This is a genomic window from Thioclava sp. GXIMD2076 (assembly GCF_037949795.1).
Lineage (GTDB): Bacteria > Pseudomonadota > Alphaproteobacteria > Rhodobacterales > Rhodobacteraceae > Thioclava > Thioclava kandeliae.
Window position 1 is genome coordinate 139,640 of record NZ_CP149932.1, and the last position, 14,014, is coordinate 153,653.

General features: G+C 65.6%; 20 protein-coding genes. 4 read left to right on the plus strand and 16 right to left on the minus strand.

The window, feature by feature from the left end; genetic code table 11:
* Positions 1-3: 3 nt before the first annotated feature.
* Complete coding sequence (locus tag WDB91_RS00680) at positions 4-567, plus strand: manganese efflux pump MntP family protein (protein ID WP_339113258.1); 564 nt, start codon at positions 4-6, stop codon at positions 565-567.
* A gap of 6 nt (positions 568-573) precedes the next feature.
* Here the strand turns inward: WDB91_RS00680 and WDB91_RS00685 are convergent, their stop codons facing one another.
* The 14 genes from WDB91_RS00685 to WDB91_RS00750 all read right to left on the minus strand — a co-directional run bounded on the left by WDB91_RS00685 (position 574) and on the right by WDB91_RS00750 (position 10,937).
* Positions 574-819, minus strand: a complete 246-nt coding sequence (locus WDB91_RS00685) for a hypothetical protein (RefSeq protein WP_339113259.1) — start codon at positions 817-819, stop codon at positions 574-576.
* A 92-nt stretch (positions 820-911) separates the two neighbouring features.
* Complete coding sequence (locus WDB91_RS00690; protein ID WP_339113260.1) at positions 912-1,367, minus strand: hypothetical protein; 456 nt, start codon at positions 1,365-1,367, stop codon at positions 912-914.
* A 116-nt stretch (positions 1,368-1,483) separates the two neighbouring features.
* Complete coding sequence (locus WDB91_RS00695) at positions 1,484-1,930, minus strand: hypothetical protein (RefSeq protein ID WP_339113261.1); 447 nt, start codon at positions 1,928-1,930, stop codon at positions 1,484-1,486.
* Between the two features lie 3 nt (positions 1,931-1,933).
* A complete protein-coding gene (locus WDB91_RS00700; RefSeq protein ID WP_339113262.1) occupies positions 1,934-2,137 on the minus strand; it encodes a hypothetical protein in 204 nt (67 codons plus the stop codon).
* A 38-nt stretch (positions 2,138-2,175) separates the two neighbouring features.
* Positions 2,176-2,586, minus strand: coding sequence for a hypothetical protein (locus WDB91_RS00705; protein ID WP_339113263.1), 411 nt, complete (start codon positions 2,584-2,586; stop codon positions 2,176-2,178).
* The gene (locus WDB91_RS00710) at positions 2,583-2,909 is read right to left on the minus strand and encodes a hypothetical protein (protein ID WP_339113264.1); all 327 of its coding nucleotides are present in this window, start codon (positions 2,907-2,909) and stop codon (positions 2,583-2,585) included. The genes WDB91_RS00705 and WDB91_RS00710 overlap by 4 nt, the downstream gene beginning before the upstream one ends.
* Entirely contained in the window at positions 2,906-3,250 is a 345-nt protein-coding gene (locus tag WDB91_RS00715; protein WP_339113265.1) for a capsid cement protein, read from the minus strand. Before WDB91_RS00715 ends, WDB91_RS00710 begins: the two co-directional genes overlap by 4 nt.
* 86 nt (positions 3,251-3,336) lie before the next feature.
* Positions 3,337-5,508, minus strand: a complete 2,172-nt coding sequence (locus tag WDB91_RS00720) for a head maturation protease, ClpP-related (RefSeq protein ID WP_339113266.1) — start codon at positions 5,506-5,508, stop codon at positions 3,337-3,339.
* 10 nt (positions 5,509-5,518) lie between these two features.
* On the minus strand, positions 5,519-5,923 hold the full coding sequence (locus WDB91_RS00725) for a hypothetical protein (RefSeq protein WP_339113267.1): 405 nt from the start codon (positions 5,921-5,923) through the stop codon (positions 5,519-5,521).
* On the minus strand, positions 5,908-7,065 hold the full coding sequence (locus WDB91_RS00730; protein ID WP_339113268.1) for a phage portal protein: 1,158 nt from the start codon (positions 7,063-7,065) through the stop codon (positions 5,908-5,910). The genes WDB91_RS00725 and WDB91_RS00730 overlap by 16 nt, the downstream gene beginning before the upstream one ends.
* Positions 7,065-7,271, minus strand: coding sequence for a hypothetical protein (locus WDB91_RS00735; RefSeq protein WP_339113269.1), 207 nt, complete (start codon positions 7,269-7,271; stop codon positions 7,065-7,067). Before WDB91_RS00735 ends, WDB91_RS00730 begins: the two co-directional genes overlap by 1 nt.
* A gap of 4 nt (positions 7,272-7,275) precedes the next feature.
* Complete coding sequence (locus WDB91_RS00740; protein ID WP_339113270.1) at positions 7,276-9,435, minus strand: terminase gpA endonuclease subunit; 2,160 nt, start codon at positions 9,433-9,435, stop codon at positions 7,276-7,278.
* Complete coding sequence (locus WDB91_RS00745) at positions 9,435-10,082, minus strand: hypothetical protein (RefSeq protein ID WP_339113271.1); 648 nt, start codon at positions 10,080-10,082, stop codon at positions 9,435-9,437. Before WDB91_RS00745 ends, WDB91_RS00740 begins: the two co-directional genes overlap by 1 nt.
* A gap of 144 nt (positions 10,083-10,226) precedes the next feature.
* Positions 10,227-10,937, minus strand: a complete 711-nt coding sequence (locus tag WDB91_RS00750; RefSeq protein WP_339113272.1) for a hypothetical protein — start codon at positions 10,935-10,937, stop codon at positions 10,227-10,229.
* 122 nt (positions 10,938-11,059) lie between these two features.
* On the opposite strand from WDB91_RS00750, the gene WDB91_RS00755 reads away from it, so the two are divergent.
* The 3 genes from WDB91_RS00755 (at position 11,060) to WDB91_RS00765 (ending at position 12,686) form a co-directional block, all read left to right on the plus strand.
* Positions 11,060-11,347, plus strand: a complete 288-nt coding sequence (locus WDB91_RS00755; RefSeq protein ID WP_339113273.1) for a hypothetical protein — start codon at positions 11,060-11,062, stop codon at positions 11,345-11,347.
* 271 nt (positions 11,348-11,618) lie between these two features.
* The gene (locus WDB91_RS00760; RefSeq protein WP_339113274.1) at positions 11,619-11,867 is read left to right on the plus strand and encodes a hypothetical protein; all 249 of its coding nucleotides are present in this window, start codon (positions 11,619-11,621) and stop codon (positions 11,865-11,867) included.
* Between the two features lie 60 nt (positions 11,868-11,927).
* On the plus strand, positions 11,928-12,686 hold the full coding sequence (locus WDB91_RS00765) for a DUF4396 domain-containing protein (RefSeq protein WP_339113275.1): 759 nt from the start codon (positions 11,928-11,930) through the stop codon (positions 12,684-12,686).
* Positions 12,687-12,774: 88 nt separating this feature from the next.
* On the opposite strand, the gene WDB91_RS00770 is transcribed toward WDB91_RS00765, so the two are convergent.
* Both WDB91_RS00770 and WDB91_RS00775 read right to left on the minus strand, forming a co-directional pair.
* On the minus strand, positions 12,775-13,305 hold the full coding sequence (locus tag WDB91_RS00770; RefSeq protein WP_339113276.1) for a hypothetical protein: 531 nt from the start codon (positions 13,303-13,305) through the stop codon (positions 12,775-12,777).
* Positions 13,302-13,886, minus strand: a complete 585-nt coding sequence (locus tag WDB91_RS00775; protein ID WP_339113277.1) for a hypothetical protein — start codon at positions 13,884-13,886, stop codon at positions 13,302-13,304. The genes WDB91_RS00770 and WDB91_RS00775 overlap by 4 nt, the downstream gene beginning before the upstream one ends.
* Between the last annotated feature and the right edge of the window lie 128 nt (positions 13,887-14,014).

Here is a 14,014-nt window from a genome sequence, read left to right on the forward strand (position 1 = left end):
CTGATGTCACCTTTCTCGATCGGCGCTCTCGCCCTGACAATGTCTCTCGACGCCTTCATCGCGTCACTCGGTAAGGGCACGGCCACCGCACGCCCGAACTTCGCCGCAACCCTGCGCACCGGTGCAGTTTTCGGCATCGTGGAAGCCATCACCCCGCTAATCGGCTGGGCGGCAGGCATGGCCGCGTCGCGCTATGTGCAAGCGGTCGATCACTGGATCGCGTTCACGCTGCTTGCCGGCGTCGGCATCCATATGGCCCTGCAGGCATGGACCCGTGACGCCGAGGAGGATGCGGGGCCCGTCTCCTTCTGGGCGACCCTCGTCACCGCGATCGGCACCTCGATCGACGCGATGGCCGTTGGTGTGTCCCTCGCCTTCCTGCAGGTGAATATCGTGATCATCGCGCTGGCCATCGGCTGCACCACCATGGTCATGAGCTCGACTGGCCTGCTGGTCGGACGCTATATCGGCGCCCGCTTCGGCCGCATCGCCGAAACGCTGGGCGGTGTGGTACTGGTCGCCATCGGCGGCATGATCCTCTGGGAGCATCTGACGCAAGCGGGGTAAACTGTTCTAAATCGCGCATCCTCCCACGGCCAACGGATCCTCCCCCGCCTGGCGTGCCGCAAAATACCCCGCACACATCTCGAACAGCAGCTCCGCCTCCCACCCTTCGGTGATCCGCCCCGTGGCCTGCATGAAGGCGCTGATCTCGGGCCAGTCGGTGGCGCGCAGATCGAGGCCGGTGGAGCGGACCGGATCGAGGCGGATCATCGCCTCGACCAGATAGCTGCCGGCATCGAGTTCGGGCAGCCCCAAAGGCCGCCCCATGCGCTCGGCAAAGGCCAGCCGGGTCTCGCTCCACGATCTCGGCGTGGAATGGAGATGGCCCAGCTGGCGGGCATAGGCGATCAGCGCGCGTTTGCGTTTCCCAGGTAACTCTCGCGTTTCGAGGCAAAGGCCAGCACCTGCTCGGCAAAGCTCTTTTCGCCTTCCTGGCCGTTGATCATCTGCAGGTTCAGGAACCAGCGCAGATCGTCCTCGGAGGTGGTCAGTGCCGCCTCGCCACGCGCGATATTCTCGAAGCCGGTGATCAGCGGCACCGCGCCATCCACCATCTGGGCGTGGAGATCCTCGAGCGTGCGGGCCTCCTCGCTTTCCTTTTTGGGTTTGTCCTTCAGCTTGGCGCGTTGGACGGCGCGCAGGGCCGATTGCACGGCACGGCTCTCGGTGCCGCGCACCAGCACCACGCAGGGCTTGCTCCGCGCCTCATCGGCAAAGAGCTCCTCGCCCGAGGCGGGGTCTTTCAGATGCAGGCGGGCGGGTTTGTCTGCGGCCGAGCGGCTGTCGAATTTGGTGAAGTCCATGGGGTTTATCCTTCTGGGTTCGGGTTCAAGCAAAAGAGCGGCTGCGGGTGAACCACGCCCGCAACCGCCCTGCTCCGGCGGCAACCCTCAGGCGCCGGAGATCTCTGTCTGTTGGCTTAGGCCGCGACCCGCACCAGCGCCGAGTTGATGCGGAACTGGCCGGTCATGCCCTTGGCGGTGGAGGCCGTGCGCGAACGGTCGCGGATATTGGCGACCTTGGTATGGAAGTAGATCACCTCGCCATCGGGATCGGTGATCTTCACCGAGACATCCTCATTGGTGTTCGACTTGGCCATCAGGATCTCCTGACCCGCATCCGTGTCGCCGGTCAGCAGGAAGGTGAAGTCACAAGTGCCGCCATCGAGCGCGCCGTTGACGTGCAGCGTGCGACCCTTGAGCGTGGTCTCGGTGGTATCTTCCGAGGTGTCGCCGATCTCGCCGAACTCGGTGATCTCGCCCACTTCGGCAAAACCGGTGAGCGCGCCAAAGCCTGCCGCATCGAGCGTCGCGGGTTTGCCTTCGGCCACTTCAACAGTGGCCCCGATATAGGTGCGTTGGGTCATGGCTTAGCCTTTCTTCTCGGACGTCGCGGCGGGTTTGGTCTCCGCCGCGATAGTGATCGCACCCGAGCGGATACGCCCGCCCAGCACGTTTCGGTTGTCGATCAGATCGAGCACCGCTTGCGGCAGCTCGGTCTCTTTGCCTGCGGGCAGGGTATGACCGCTCGGCAGGGTCAGATCGCTCGACCCGGTATTCTTGACCTTCGGCATCGCGAAGCTCCTTTGCTGTGAAGAACGATCCCCGCGCCTTACCGGCGCAGGGGTTTGAGATATTGGAGCGTAAAACTGATGACGGCGGTGCCGATCACCGCCTCGCCCTCGCCATTGAGCGTGGTGGTGACCTCCTCGGGCGTGAGGGTGATCCGCTCGGTGCCGAAGGCCCCCATCACCGCCGCCTCGATCGCCTCGGCATCGCGGTCGAGCTGGTCCTCGATCTCCGCGCCGCCCAAGCGCTTGATCACCACCTGCAGGAGCACCTCGCGCTCGAACGACGCCAGTGTGCCCGCCCGCCCCCGCTCGCGCGGGGTGGCCACACCCATCACCGGCAGGTCATTGGCGGAGAAGTTCCCCGCCCAGGCCGAGACCAATGTAACGCCCGCGAGGTCTGCGGAGGCCGCTAGCGCCTCATGCGCGAGGCGGCGGAACTGCGTCCGGCTCATGCACGCACCTTGGAGAGCTCGCAGATCAGGAAGGCATCGGCGGCGGGCGAGCCCGAGGGGCGGATCAGCGCGATGGTATAGAGATCACCCGTCTGCGGGTCGATCCGGTCCCCCTTGGCGAGATCCGGCACCAGATCCCGCCGCACCCGCCAGGTGGGCGCCATGATGGTGATCGGGTGGCCGTCCTGATCCTCGGCCTTGATCGGCTCCGCGCGGAAGATCGACTGGATCTCGCGCGATGCCCTACCCTTGGGGGTGTAGGTAACCGGCTCGCCCAGAAGGTCGGAACAGATATCCGCCATCCCCGTCAGGAAGTAACTCACCGGATCGTGCCATCGAGGAGGCCGAAGACCACGGCACTGCCCGCCGTGGCATCCGTCAGGGCGGCGCCCACCAGCGGCTTCTCCGCCCCCTCGGCCCCGATCTCGGTGGTCAGCACTTTCGCTTCCGCATCCCAGTAAAGCGCAGCCCCCGCCGCGATTGCGAGCGCCGCGGGCTTGGGCAGATTACAGGCGATCTGGCGGGTGATCTCCACCTCCTGGCCTTCGGCTGCGGCATAGCCCGTCAGGCCGAAGAGCACGCCCACCCTCACCGGCTCGGACGCCGTCACATCATAGGGGGCAATCACAGCGACACTGTCGCCCTTGTGGTAATAGCCTTTCATGGCTGTCTCCTTTGGTCAGAGGTCAAACGACAAAGAGCGCCACAAGGGGCGCTCTTCTGTCAGGTCATCGGTCTTTGCCTGCCCGCTTACTGGCCGGGATTGCGGTAGGCCCCGCGATAGTTCACGGCGCCCGCGCCAAAATCATGCTCGAGCGTCATGCGCATGCCCTGCGTGCCGAAGGGCTCGTCCACCCGCACCCGCGGGGCTTTGCGCCCGCGCAGATAGCCATGTTTGAACGAATGGCTGCGCTTTGACGGATCGACCAGCAGATACCATTCCTTGCCCTCGATCGCCTCGACCACCACCGGGCGCAGCTTGCCTGCGAACGGGTTGGTATCGGTGGCTTTGGTGGGCTGCACGTTCTGCGCCATATACTGCTCGGCCAGCGTCTCGTTCTCGGGCCCGACCAGCAGGATCGCGGGCGCATTCATCGTGATCACCCGCTTGCCATCGGCGGCCTTCATCTGGCGCAGCGCCTTGCGCCCTGCCGAGATCGCATTGACCGAGATCGCCGCCGCCGTGCCGAGATTGCCATGATCGGCATGGAAGACCTCCTTGCCATCGCGCAGCTTGGGGTTCGACAGGAAGATCTGCCAGAAGAGGCTCTCCTCGAACTCGGGCACGATCGCGCCGGCATTGTCGATCACCCCTTGGATCGCGCCCATATCGTCATTGACCAGCGCATGGCGCGAGATCGCGAGCCCCGTGGCATAGGAGCCGAGCGCCAACGTCTCGGAGCTGTCGCCGATCGAGCCGAACTTGATCTCGCCCGTCTCATTGACCTTCTGCAGCGTCGGGAACTCGTCGGGGCGCACCACGCTATGCTCGCGGAAGTCGTTGAACTCCATCTCGCGCGAGAGCGCCGTGAAGGTGCCCCCGACAAGATCATAGCCCTGCTCGAGCACGCGGTTGACCGAGAGCGAGAGGATATTGGGGAAGTCCGAGCCGCTCTGCATCGCGCTCATGATGACATCCTCGCGCGAGGCATAGGAGCCAAAGCCCGGCGCGCGGGCGCCCATGGAGGCGGCCGCCATCTCGTGGATCGACATCTCCATATAGGGCCGCGCGCGGTCATCGGCGGGCGCCTCCCCCGAGATGCGCGAGGTGAGCGCCATGGTCATGCCCTCGCGGCGCGTGTCGCGATCCTCGCGGCCCACGCGGGCGGGCTGGTAGCCGCGCTCGGAGCGGGCCATCGAGATATCGGGCTGGGCGGCCGAGATCTCCTGCAGCATGCGATGCGAGGCGGTCTCGATGCTCACGCCCTCATCGATCAGCGCCTCGACAAAGCTCTCGCTCAGGCTGCCCGCGCTCATATGCGGGCGCGCGGCCGAGAGGATCGCGCGGGCGCGGCGGCGCTCGTTGGCCACCGCCTGCTCCGAGCTCATCTGCATCGGTTGCGTGGTTTGGGGCGCGGGCGCGGTGCCGGCCTCCGGTGCCACTGCGCTGGTCATGCTGAGGGCCGCAGGCGTGCTGCTGGCCGTGTCGCCCGCATTCGGCGTGGTCGGGGTCGTCGTCTGGGTGGTGGGGGTGGTCATGGATACCTCCTTGAGGGCCGTCTCGGCCGGTTGTGTCGGTTGGGGGTGAGGCGCGCGGCCGGTCAGCGAGGACATCCGCAGGCAGGTCTCGGAATAGTGGCGCTGCGCGGCGGCAATGCTCTCGGCCGCTATCTCCGCGCTCATCGTGGCTGCGGGTCGCTGATCGGGCGGGCCCGCGCGCGCCTCGCCCGCGATCACCGCATCGGCAAAGCCCTTGGCCACCGCCTCTTCGGCGGTCATCCAGGTCTCGGCCATCATCAGCGCGCGCGCCTCCTGCGGGCTCATCCGCGCGCGGGCCGCATAGATCGCGGCGTACCCTTGGGCGGCACTGTCGAGCCGTTCGGCCGCCTTCAGGTGATCGGCGGCATTGCCCATGGCCAGCACCGAGGGGTCATGGATCATCATCACCGAGCCCGCGCTCATCTCGATCCGGTCCGCGCCCATCACCAGAAGCGAGGCCGCCGAAGACGCCTCGCCGATGATCCGCATGGTGATCCGCGCCGGGGCTTCGGTGAGCATCATCCGCACATCCTCGGCCGCCGACGGATCCCCGCCCGGCGAGTTGATCCGGATGGTGATCGCCGCCTGGCCAGCACAAGCCTCGAGCGCGCGGCGCACCATGGCGGGGCTGAACACGCCCTCATCCTCGGGATAGACATAAGGGTCCGGCAGGATCGCACCGGTCAGCACGATCTCTGCGCCCTGTAGCAAAGGCTGTGGCATGGAACTGTCCTCAGGGTTTGCGCGCGGCGGGCTGCGCCTGCGCCGCGTCTGGTCTCGCCGTCGTCGTCGCCGTCGGCGGTCGCGTGGTTCTGGGAGCGGGCGGCACCGGCCCACCGCCCTCGCTCTCGTCTTGCGCCGCATCCTCGATCCGCTCGCGCCGGATTACCGCCGGATCGAGCCCCATCTCGCGCTGCGCCCGCTGGCGGCTTGTCAGCCCCGCCTCGATCTCGCGGATCTTCGCGGGGATCTCGCGGGTCGGGTCGATCACCGGACGGCGTGGGGCGGTCCAGCCCAGCGTAAAGCCCGGCGCGCGCAGGAAGGCCATCTGCCAGGCCTCGAGCGTCCAGCGCCCGAGCCCCTCGCAGAGCTGGCCGATCATCACCTGCTGCTGCCAGGTCTCTACATTGCGGTCCATCTCCATCCGCCCCATCCGGCCCGAGGAGAGTTTACATGGCTCAGATCCCCGGCCAGCGCCTCATAGGTGATCCCGAGCCCCATCGCGACCGCCGCCAGCGTCTGGCGCATGAACGGGTCATAGCCATCCACCTTCGGCGGTGTGCTCCACGAGATCTTGGTCCCGGGCGGCAACTCGGTCAGCGTGCCGGGTGCCACATTGCTGAGCCCCATCGCCTCGGCCTCCTCCTCGGCATCCGACGAAGACGCAGGCCCGTCATTATCCTCGCGCTCGACAAAGCCCGCCATGAGGGCGGCCATCTTCTGCTTGAGAATCTCGCCCTCCTGATAATCCGACAGATCGCCGAGCGTCAGGAGCACGGGGGCAAACCAGCTGATCCCGCGCAGCTGGCCCGGACGGTCGATCCGGCGGATATGCAGGATATCCTCGGCCGGCACGCGGATCACCGACAGATCGGTGCGGCTGGAGGCGGTGCCCGGATGCTGGCGGAAAAGGTGATAGGCCACCACCCTGCCCTCGGGCCCGATCTCCAGCCCGTCGATCACCTCGTTCCCGCCGTGGGAGGTCACCCAGGGGCAGAGATAATCGGCCTCGAGGAGCTCGATCTGGAAGGGCAGCTTCAGCCGGCGCGCCTGCGCCCCCCGCCGCCAGCGCCTGCGCACCAGCACCTCGCCATCCTCGACCACCGCATTCATCGCAGCCCGCTGGAGCCCCGCCAGATGCAGCACCCCCATCGCATCGAGATCGGTGCTGCCCAGATGGCCGAGCACAATCGCCTCGGCCTTCTGGCGGGTGCGGTCGGCGCTGGCCTTGACCGAAGGGATGATCCCCGTGCCCACCACATTGCCGGTGATCACCGAGATCCCGCGCGCCGCATAGGGGCGGTTGCGCACAAAATCGCGGCTCACCCCGCGCAGACGCATCCGCGCGCCCTGCGCCATCCCCGCCCGATCGGCGGAACTGCCCGTGCCATGCCAGCTGCTGGTGCGCGACGAGCGCGAGGCGGCATCGTAATGCATAAGCATGCCGAGCCGCTTGCGTGCGAGCATCCGCGAGAGCCCCGCCTCAGGGGCGAGATAGCCGATCATCCGGTCGAGAAGACGCGGACCGGCCTGCACTGGTCCCTTGCTGCGGCCGGCCATCACAGCCCCCGGCTCAGGCGCGGGCGCAGCTGGCGCAGGGTGGAGACCCGCCCCGCCCCCGTCACCTCGGCCTGCATCCGGCCCAACTGGCGCTGCATCTCGTCGAGGCTGCGGAACTGCACCCGCTCGCCATTGACCTCGACGCTGGTCACGCCTTTGGCCATCGCCGCCTTCAGTTTGTCGATCTGGTCCTGCGTATAGGCCATGAGATCATCTCCGCAGATAGTTGAGTGTCTGGACCCTGCGCCTCGGGCGCGCGGGCTTTGGAGCGGCGGCCGGAGCGGCCGTCTCCGCCAGGGCCACCGCCATGGAATTGAGGGGGCCCGCCGCCGCCCAGCCGGGGGCTGTCTCCCAGTCGCGGATGCGCAGGAGCCCGAGATATTCGGCGAGCGCCCGCGCCTGCACCGAGAGATCGAAGCTCTCGTTGCGGATCTGGCCGCGCCGCTTCTCCCAGCCCTCCTTGCCGCGCTCCTCGGCGATCAGCTCGCCTAGCTGGTCATCGCCCATCCAGAGCGCGGTATAGAAGGCCCCTGCCGCATCGCCATTGACCTTGCCGATCGCCGCACTCACCGTGTCCTTGATCCGGTCGGTCGCGATATTGAGGATCCTGATCGAGCGGGCCTTCCTGCCTTTTGAGCCCCGTTCCGGCGTATCGAGCCAGACGCGGGCGGGCAGTTTGAACCCGCCCCGCCCGCGCGAGATGAACCAGCGTTTGGCAAGACCTGCCGCCTTGCGCCCGCGCCAGAAGGCCTCGGCATTGTCCGACACCCCGGGCGAGCCCTGGAAGTCCACCACCAGCGCGATGGCGCGCAGCCCGTAGCCCGCGTTTGCCACCGGCCAGACCTGCTCGCCAAGCGCTTCGAGCACCGCCCAGTCCTCGCCATAGCGCGCGGGCTGCACCGAACGCTCGGCTTCGGTATTGGGCGCACCCTCGGGCGGGGTGACCAGATCATGGCGTTCGACCACCTGCGCCCGTCCGCCCTCGCCCCAGGCGGTCACCTGCACCGGAAAGCGGTTATCCTGCACATCGACCGAGACGGTGACAAAGCGCACCCAGTCGGGCAGCACCCCGCGCGGCGTGGCCTGCGCGTGATCCTTGAGGAATTGCAGTCCGATCTCGGCCTCATTGCCAAACGCGCCTCGATAGGGCTTGCCGATCTCGGTGTAATAGACCCCCGACAGCTCGCTCTCGTCGCTCAGATCTTCGGCCTTGCGCCGCGCCGCCTCGAAGTTCGCCACGAGTTCCGGCCAGTTGGCAAAGGTCGCCGCCGCCCCATCAAGCGAATAGCTCGCCACATCGGTGCGCCGCACCGCACTATCGCCGATCGGCACCAGCGCGCGCCGGCCCGCCTCATCGACCTCCTGCCCCTCATGGAGCCAGCCGCCATGGCCCATCAGCGCGCGGCGGTTCAGCTCGATCTTGTGGCGATGCGCGATGAGCGCCCCGCAATGCGGACAGCCCATCTCGGCCCCGACGCCTGCATCGCCCGGATCGAGCGCCGCGTCATAGACGAGCCGGTCGAAGCGCGGCTCGAAGAGGCCCGTGCACTCCGGGCATTCCCAATACCACCGCCCCCGCGTGCCCTCATTGTAGATGTTCACGATGCCCGCCGTGGTGGGCGGCAGCATATGCGGGGTGTCGGGCCCCGAATGCCAGCTCGGATCCTCCCATGGATGGGCGGGCGTGCTCTCGACCAGCACACAGCCGCGGCTGAGATAGGTCCGGATCCGCTGGCGCGCCATCCGGTAAGGCGTGCCCTCGGGGCTGTCCTTGGTGCCGAGCACCACCGGAAAGTGGTCGAAATCCGTCATCGCCACCAGCCCGTAGGTCCCGCCCGAGAGCTGCTGGGCCGTGGGATAGCCGATCTCGACCCGCGCGCCGCGGAAGCGCTTGCGCGAGAAGGTGCTGTCATCGCGGCCCTTGCCTAGCAGATCGTGGATGCGCGGGCTGTTGCGCACGATCGGATCGAGCTTGTGTTCGACCCATTTATCGCGCTCGGGGCGCGACATATGGATCACCTGCACCGGCATCGGATCGCACATTACGCGGTGCAGGCAGCTTGTCTGCAGCATCACCGTCTTGCCCGATTGCGAGGGGCCTACGAAGGCCACCACCTTGAAGCGGCGCGAGCCGGTCATATCGGCGGGCTCGACCATATAGGGCGTCATCATCCGGTCGATCAGCTGCCAGGTGCCCTGCGTCTCGACCCGCACATAGCGTTCGGCGGCATCGGTCACGCTCATCCGGTTCACCGTCTCGATGATCGGCATGGCATCGGCGAGGATCTCCTCGGGCCGCGTATAGGGCGGCAGCGGCTCGCGCAGACGCGCGGAATGCGCGCCCATGCGGGTGGTATCGATCTCGATCATCAGGCTTCCTTCTGCTGGACGGGATCGCCTCCCTTCAGCGTCCGCACGATGGCGGGGGTCTCGAACATGTCCTTGCGGATGCGCAGCGCGGCCTGCACCAGCACCTCGTCACAGCGGCTTTGCAGCTTGTCGACCTGCGCGGGCGCGAGGCCGAACTCCACTTCGGCAAAATCGGGCAGCGACATCATCGCGTTGCGGAACGTGGTCAGCACGTCATCGATCATCGCCTGCATCCGGGCGCGGCGCACCAGATCGCCCCGCGCCTCGGCCGCGCGCGAGCGTTTGTAATCGGCATCGGCTTCTTCGGCGATCTGCGCCGCTGTCAGCACCTGCTCGTTGGGATCGGCATCCTCGTCATTGCGGAAGAGAAGCGACATCTGCGCCGAGGCGCGTTCGCTGGCCTCGAACCGGCGCTGCGTCTCGCCATCGCGCCACATCTTCCACGCATAGCATTCCGAGAGCCGGAACGCATAGGATTGCCCGTTCGAGCCGCGCGCCACCACCGGCATGCCCTGCTCGAGATATTTGCTGATGATCGGCTCGGTCTTGTTGAGCCCGCGCGCGAGCTGCGTGCGGTTGACGATCTCGTCCTCGACCGTCTCGGGCAGAGGATAGCGCGCTAGTGCCGCCTCCAGATCGAACTCCATGAGGCCAACTCCCTTAAAAACAACAACAACCCAAACAGATACCCCCGACAAAAAAACACCATCTCCGCGGCACGGGGTGCGAATTACCCGCATGCGGGAAAGGGCCCGGAAGGACCCGTGGGCAATGGGCGGCTTCGGGCGGGCTCAGCCGAACCGCTTGGCGATCATCTTGGCCAGTGTCCGGCCCAGATGGGCGGGCAGCCGCGTCTCGTAGATCCGCTCGGCCTCGGCAAAAAAGCCCAGCCGTTTCTGATAGACCGGCACCTTGTCCGACAGGATCGCCACCCGCTCGGCAATCCCCGACGGCCCGCGCTTGTAGATGTCCTGCGTGAGCCCCGCCTTGGGCACGAAATAGCGTGCCCGCTTGGGTTTACGTTTGCGCGAGGCTTTGGTCGCGTTGGCCGCGCGGTCCCGCTGGGCATTCAGCGCCGAGAGCACCTGATTGCGCTCGCCCGTCGACCAATTGCCATAGGCATCGAGCCGCGCGCCCTCGGCAGGGATCACCGACTGGATGATGCCTTCAAAGGCGAGGTTCTGCGAAAGCAGCTTCTCGAAGCCCGTCTGGCCCCGCGGCCCGCCCTCTTCCTGCACCTTCAGGTAATGGCGGCGGCCAATCGTGGCCCGCTCTTCGACCGCGGCCTCCAGATCGGAGCTGCGGGCTTTGCGAACCCGGAATGCGTTCTGCGTGAACCGCGTCGGCCGGTCGAAGACCACCGTCATCCGCTCCGCCACATGCGCCCGCGCCTCTTCCGCCGTATCATTGAGCGCCCAGGTCGAGGCGATCACCACATCGCGCTTGGCCAGCGTGTCGAGCGCCGTGGTGAAGCCGGAGGTGTCGAGCAGTGGCTTGGGCATCGGGCTCTCCTGATTTCATGCCCACACGGGTCATGCCGCGAGTTTGAGCAAGGCGACGTAGACACATCGGAAAGTTGCGATTACCATTATCAACACACGTTGATGGGGAGGCAGTAGCAAGTATGCCCTATTTTCTTAACGAGCAACGCCGGCTGGTCGAATCCATCCGCGAGTTGGAAAGCATCATCGCCCGCCGCGAACCCGAGGAAGGGGCCGACAGGAGCGAGAGGCTTCTCACGCTCAGCCACCTGCTCTCCCAGAAGCATGTCGCGCTGGCAGATCATATCGCCCTTTGCGAGCGCCTCGAGGTCGAGTTGCCCCTCCTCGAAACAGTCCGCCAAGATCTGGAGCGGACGCCTCTGGCCAACTTTACCGATATCTGGAAACAGAAACCTCCGCTCGGTCTCTAGCCGTTGGAAAGACATCCGGACCGGGCGCGCCCTTCTCGCCCGAAAGAGAATCAGTAGCCCGCTCATTATCGCCGCAACTGACACCAGAAGCCATTTTCAATAACTGATATTTTTCATTCATTCCTCTGATAGGTTTATTCGAAAGCTTTAATCGGTTTCTACGTCCTGAGGGCGCGAGGTCACCCTGCTTGTCCGGACCTTTGCAATAGACAGCGCAACCGGCGCGTGAGTAGATCTGGTCAACATCCATTGATAAGCCTCCTTAGTACCGATGCACTACTTCACAAACGAGCAACACCGACTGGTCGAAGCGATCACCGAACTCACCCATCTAAGCGAGGAGGTCGCCAAGAGCGGCGAGGATGAAACCAGCCTCGAGGTCATCGACCGGCTGATCGAGGAGAAGCGCATGGCGCTCTCCATCCATGAGGAGTTGAGCGAGCATCTAGGTGTCGATCTGGTCCCTTCCTACGACATCCTCAACGAGATCGAGGTCGAGTACATGCAGAGTGACGCCTGAAGCGGAACTTTTCGGGGATGGGCCCATTGAGATCCTGTCCCCATTGAAAAGGAGCCCGCTTTGCCCCTCGCCCTGCATATCGTCGCCCTCATCTCTCTCGCCCTCGCCATCGTCTGCGCCATCTGGATCGCGCAGGACGAGCGAAAGAGGCCGCAGCATATGTGGATCATGAACCTCGTCTGGCCGCTCTGCGCGCTCTTCGGCAGCGTTCTGGTTCTGGGCTTCTACCTGTCGGTGGGCCGCGCGCCGCTCAAGACGGAACAGCATCACGACCATCACGGGCACCAGCATGATCACGGTCATGATCACGGTCATGATCACGGGCACAATATGTCCGGCCCGACCATGAAAACCGTCGCCAAAGGCGCGCTCCATTGCGGCAGCGGGTGCACCCTGGGCGATATCATCGCCGAATGGCTCGCCTTTTTCCTTCCGGCAGTGGCCGTGGCCTTCGGCTGGCAATGGATCTTCGCCGAGAAGATCTTTGCCGTCTGGGTTCTCGATTTCGTCCTCGCCTTCGGCTTCGGTGTCGCGTTCCAGTATTTCGCCATCAAGCCGATGCGCGACATCTCCAGAGGCGAAGCCCTGAAAGAGGCCGTGAAGGCGGATGCCGCCTCGCTCACCTCGTGGCAGATCGGCATGTATGGCTTCATGGCCATCGCCCATTTCTGGCTCTTCCCGCAGGTGCTGGGCACCGAGCTGCGGACCAATTCGGTCGAGTTCTGGTTCGTGATGCAGATCGCCATGCTCTGCGGGTTTGTGACGGCGTTTCCGGTGAACTGGTGGCTGATCAGGATAGGCGTCAAGGAGGCCATGTAAGCGCGCATGAGAAAGCCCGGCAACGGTTTTATCCGTTCCGGGCGCAGCTCTTGCGATGATGCCAATCTGGACGACTTAGTTTTCACCGTCAATCCCTTTTCTTCGGGCAGGCCTCCACAAGGGCCTCGAGGCCCCTCTGGAGGCGATCCAGATGCCGGGCCTGCGCTTTGCCTCCTCCACACATACTGCCCAGAGATCCATCCCCCAGCACCACATGCGCGACCACAGGACGGGCGAATTGCGGCACATCGGCCCACATCCGGTGAAAACGCCGGCGCCGGTCCACATAGGCCCCTGCCCGATCCACCTGCCCCGACGCATTGACGACACCCAAGGCGGCAAGCGGATCACGCTGACGCTCGCCCTCGGCCGCAAAGGCCAGCGCCCGCGCCACATGGGCCTGTGCTGCGGTGAGCTGTTCCTTGCGCTCGTAACGGTCCACCCAGGTCTCGCGCCGCGCACGGATCGCGCCCTCGGGGTTTTCCGCCTTGCCCGTTGCCCGATCGACCACGATCACCTTCTCGAAGGTCTTGCCGCGCAGCTGCGCCGCCGTCGTCTGGCCCAGATCCCATGGCGAGGCCGCCATCGATACTTTCAGTTTCCGCATTGCCTTGCTCATGCCCTGTCTCCTGCCTGCGCCAGTTGCGCAATTGCTTCGCATTTTTCCATCGCCACCTGCCGCCTGTGGCGGAAGGCCATGTCGTCATCGGAGACCTGCCGGCCGGCGGCCATGTTCTCCTCGATCAGCATGAGGCGGCGCAGGTTATCCCGCGCCTTCTCGCGCAGCTGGCTGGCGGCGAAAGCGATGGGCCAGCGGCGGGTATCCTTGACCGCGCGGCGCAGTTCGGGCGCCCAGCCATCGCGCAGCGCCTCGCGCCCCATCGCACTGGCAAAGACCGCGCGCATCAGCGGGCTACCGGTCTCTTCGGGCGGATCGATCTCGGCGGCCTTCTTCAGGATCTGCGCACCCGCCCAGATCCGGTCACCACGCGCACCGCCCGGATGCGCGACGATCTCTTCCTTGAGCGCGTCGAGATTGATCCCGGACATATAGGCGAGCTTGCCGCTTACCTCCGCCACCATCTCCTCGAACCCCGCCTTGGTCACGGTCGAGGGGCGCCCGAGCCCCAGCCGCAAGAGCGGCTCGAAAAGCACCGCCCGCACCCGCTTCTCTCCGGCCGCCTGTTCCGCACTGTCCATGTCACCTCTCCTTTTCTCAGCAGATCCCGACCTATCCACAGCCACCGCCCATTTCCGTCCGGGATGCGGGTAACTGTTATGTCTCTGTCTTTGTCCCTGTCGTGCAGGACACTTTTAAATCTGTCCGG